The following is a 3,415-nucleotide window of genomic DNA, read 5'->3' on the forward strand; positions in this document are numbered from 1 at the left end:
CTCGGTGCCCCCGCTGTGGCGGGCCGCGTCGTCCCCGGACATCCTCCACCCCCGCTCTGGCGCGCGTGCGCCCTCAGCAGGAACAACGAGTGCGACGCCGGTGAGGTCGCTGGCCGGGGGCCGCCGGTCAGCAGCCGCGCCGGGGGAGGGGGAGCTGGCCGGGGAGCAGCTCGGAGGCGAGCGTGATCCCGGCGGCCCGTAACGCCTCGATCAGCGCGTTCTGCACCAGGTACGAGTCGGGCAGCCGCCAGCGCGCCTGCTCCGGGGCGACCGCCCAGCGCACCGTCCCCTCGGGCAGCCGGGTCGGCGGGGCCGGGATCCACGAGCCGGGGCCGTGCCGGACCACGTGGAAGCAGTGCTCCAGCTCCGGCCGCAGCGGGTCGCCGGGGCGGACCAGGAACATCCAGCGGCCGGTGGGGGTGACCAGCACGGGCCCGCGTACGCCGAAGCCGGCCGGGTGGGTGGCGATCGTGTCCAGCACGCGCCGGCCCAGGTGGGCGGCGACCTCCAGCACGTCGAACGCGCGGCCGGTGGGCAGGAGCACCCCGTGCGGGCGGCTGCGCCACCAGGTCGCCACCCGGGCCGGGTCGGCGCTCGCCGCGTGCTCCCAGTTCTCCAGCGCGGGATGGCAGCCGATCGTGGGGCAGCCGGCCCGGCCGCAGACGAAGCGGCTGTTGGCCAGGCAGGCGCCGGGGGTCACCTCCCAGCCGTGCGCGGCGTACCGGACGGCGACCCGGCGCAGCCGGACCCGTTCCAGCGGCGACAGGTGAGCCACGCGCGGTCCGACATTCCCCCACATGTGTGCCATCCCCTCTCGCCCACCCGAACCGTCCACACACCACACGTCGAACGCCGTCACTGCCGTAACCCACGCTCGTTGAGCTGACGAACGGCTGATGCAACTTGCACGAAAACTAGGAGAACTGGCTGTACGGCCGACGTACAGAGTGTGCGACCAGCGGAAACCTGAAAACCGAAGGACCGTCGCGATTGGTCGACCGGGGGGAACAGCCGGACGCGGGCAGGGGGAGGGATGGCGAGATGGACGAGCTACCCATAGGCCGGCGGGTGGCGTACTGGCGGAGCCGGCGCAAGATGTCCCAACAGGTCTTCGCGGACCGGCTCGGCAAGTCCAAGAGCTGGGTGGACAAGGTGGAGCGTGGCGTCCGGCGGCTGGACAAGTTCTCCGTCCTCTACGAGATCGCCGACATCCTCCAGGTCGACGTGCAACTGCTCCTCGGCAAGGACCCGGAGCGGCGCAGCGACGCGCTCAACTGCATCGACCAGGTCGAGGTCGAGGAGATCCGGGCCGCGCTGGAGCGCTACGACTCGATGAGCGCGTACTTCGACGCGGCGCCCTACCCCCCGCCGCTGAGCGACATGCGCAAGGCGGTCAACCACGCCTGGCTCACCTACCAGTACGGCCGTTACGGCATGCTCACCCGTGCCCTGCCCAAGCTGCTGCGCGACGCCCAGGCCGCCGACGCGGGCTACGGCGGCGACCAGGCCCGGGAGGCCGCCCACCTGCTCGGGCAGGTCTACCAGATCGCCTCCTCGGTGCTGCGCAAGCTCGGCGAGTGCGACCTGGCCTGGCTGGCCGCCGACCGCTCGATGGCGGTCGCCCAGCGGGCCGACGACCCCCTGCTCGCCGGGATCGCCACCACCCGGGTCTGCAACGCCCTCGTCGCGATGGGCCGCCCCCGCCCCGCGCTCGAACTCAACGTGCGGATCGCCAACCGGCTCGCCCCCGGTGGCGAGAACGACGTCCGGCCGGAACGCCTCTCCGTCTACGGCATGCTGCTGCTCCAGGGTGCGATGGCCGCCGCCCGGATCGGCGACTCGGCGACCGTGGGCGACCTGCTGACCGGGGCGGCCGAGGCGGCCACCCTGCTCGGCGGGGACCACAACCACTACTGGACCTCGTTCGGCCCGACCAACCTGGAGCTGCACCGGGCCGCCGCGGCCGTGGAGCTGGGCGACGGGGGCCGGGCCGTGGAGACCCACCACCGCCTCGCCGAGCCGGCGTTCAACGCGCTGCTGCCCGAGCGGCGCGCCCACCACCTGCTGGACATCGCCCGCGGTTTCGCCCAGATCGGCGACGTCGCGAACGCCGGGGACATGCTGCTCCGCGGCGACCGGCTCGCGCCCTCCGAGATCCGTTGCCGGCCCATCGCCCACGAGGTGATGTCGGACGTGCTCCGTCGCACACGGGGTGCGCCGCCTCCGCCGATCGCGGAGTTGGCTGAGCACATGGGAGTCGGAGTATGAGCGAGCGCAGCGAGCGAATCAGCGGGCACAGTACGGCCCCGCCTCACGCCGACGCCGACCGCAGGGGAGGCGGCGGCTTGAGCGCGGCGCGGGTCGGATGAGCGGTCCGCACACCAGCAACGGGCACCGTCGGGTGCTCTACGTCATCGCCTGCGGTTCGCCGCTGGCCCGTCACGTCGGCCGGCTGGTCGACCTCGCCCAGCAGGACGGCTGGCAGGTCTGCGTGGTCACCACGCCGGACGGCGCGAAGTTCGTCGACCGGACGGCGTTGGCCCGGCAGAGCGGCCACCCCGTCCGTACCCACTACAAGAACCCGGGCGACCCGGACGTGCTGCCCCCGGCGGACGCCATGCTGGTCTGCCCGGCGACGGTGAACACCGTCAACAAGTGGGCGGTCGGCATCGCCGACACGCTCGCCCTCGGCCTGCTGGTCGAGGGGCAGGGCATGGGCGTCCCGATCGCGGCCGTGCCCTACACGAACGTGGCGATGGCCGCGCACCCGGCGTTCCGGGCCAGCCTGGCCCGGCTGCGCGAGTGGGGGGTCCGGGTGGTCTTCGGCGACCACGTCGTGCCGCTGCACCCGCCCGGCACCGGCGAGCGGCACCTGGACGCCTTCCCGTGGGGAGTCGGCCTGGCTGCGCTGCGCGGCGTGCCACGCCCGGCCGCCCCGGTCGGCTGACCGGCTCCGGACCGGCCGGCGGGCTCCACCCCGCCGGCCCGGTCCGGGCCAGCCGGCCCGCACAGGGCCCGGACGCCGGTAAGCTGGCCGGCCGTGAGCACAACCGGATCGCCGCCCACCGTCGCCGACGTGGTGGCCGCGCTGGACCGCCGCTACCCGCCCGCCTGGGCGGAGGAGTGGGACCGGGTCGGCCTGGTGCTCGGTGAGCCCGCAGCCCCGGTCCGGCGGGTCGCCTGCGTGGTCGACGTGGTCCCGGAGACGGTGGCGGAGGCGCTCGCCGCCGGGGCCGACATGATCGTCGCGCACCACCCGCTGCTGCTGCGCGGGGTCTCCTCGGTGGCCGCCACCACGTACAAGGGGCGGATCGTGCACCGGCTGATCAAGGCCGACGTGGCGCTGTACGTGGCGCACACCAACGCCGACGTGGCCGACCCCGGGGTGTCCGACGCCCTGGCCGCCCGGTTCGGG

General features: G+C 74.2%; 4 protein-coding genes. 3 read left to right on the forward strand and 1 reads right to left on the reverse strand.

The window, feature by feature from the left end:
* Positions 1–127: 127 nt before the first annotated feature.
* Entirely contained in the window at positions 128–808 is a 681-nt protein-coding gene (locus tag ACW0Q9_RS29850) for a bifunctional DNA primase/polymerase (RefSeq protein WP_456187003.1), read from the reverse strand.
* A gap of 233 nt (positions 809–1,041) precedes the next feature.
* Between ACW0Q9_RS29850 and ACW0Q9_RS29855 the strand changes: the two genes are divergently transcribed.
* The 3 genes from ACW0Q9_RS29855 to ACW0Q9_RS29865 form a co-directional block, all read left to right on the forward strand.
* Entirely contained in the window at positions 1,042–2,268 is a 1,227-nt protein-coding gene (locus ACW0Q9_RS29855; RefSeq protein ID WP_456187005.1) for a helix-turn-helix domain-containing protein, read from the forward strand.
* Positions 2,269–2,365: 97 nt separating this feature from the next.
* On the forward strand, positions 2,366–2,947 hold the full coding sequence (locus ACW0Q9_RS29860; RefSeq protein ID WP_456187007.1) for a flavoprotein: 582 nt from the start codon (positions 2,366–2,368) through the stop codon (positions 2,945–2,947).
* A 129-nt stretch (positions 2,948–3,076) separates the two neighbouring features.
* On the forward strand, positions 3,077–3,415 hold a 339-nt coding region (locus ACW0Q9_RS29865), incomplete at its 3' end, for a Nif3-like dinuclear metal center hexameric protein (protein ID WP_456187009.1).

The organism is Micromonospora sp. I033 (genome assembly GCF_053890995.1).

Coding starts and splice junctions, on each gene's coding strand:
- ACW0Q9_RS29860 (WP_456187007.1), top strand. CDS start 2,366: ATGAGCGGTCCGCACACCAGCAACGGGCACCGTCGGGTGCTCTACGTC.
- ACW0Q9_RS29850 (WP_456187003.1), bottom strand. CDS start 808: ATGGCACACATGTGGGGGAATGTCGGACCGCGCGTGGCTCACCTGTCG.
- ACW0Q9_RS29855 (WP_456187005.1), top strand. CDS start 1,042: ATGGACGAGCTACCCATAGGCCGGCGGGTGGCGTACTGGCGGAGCCGG.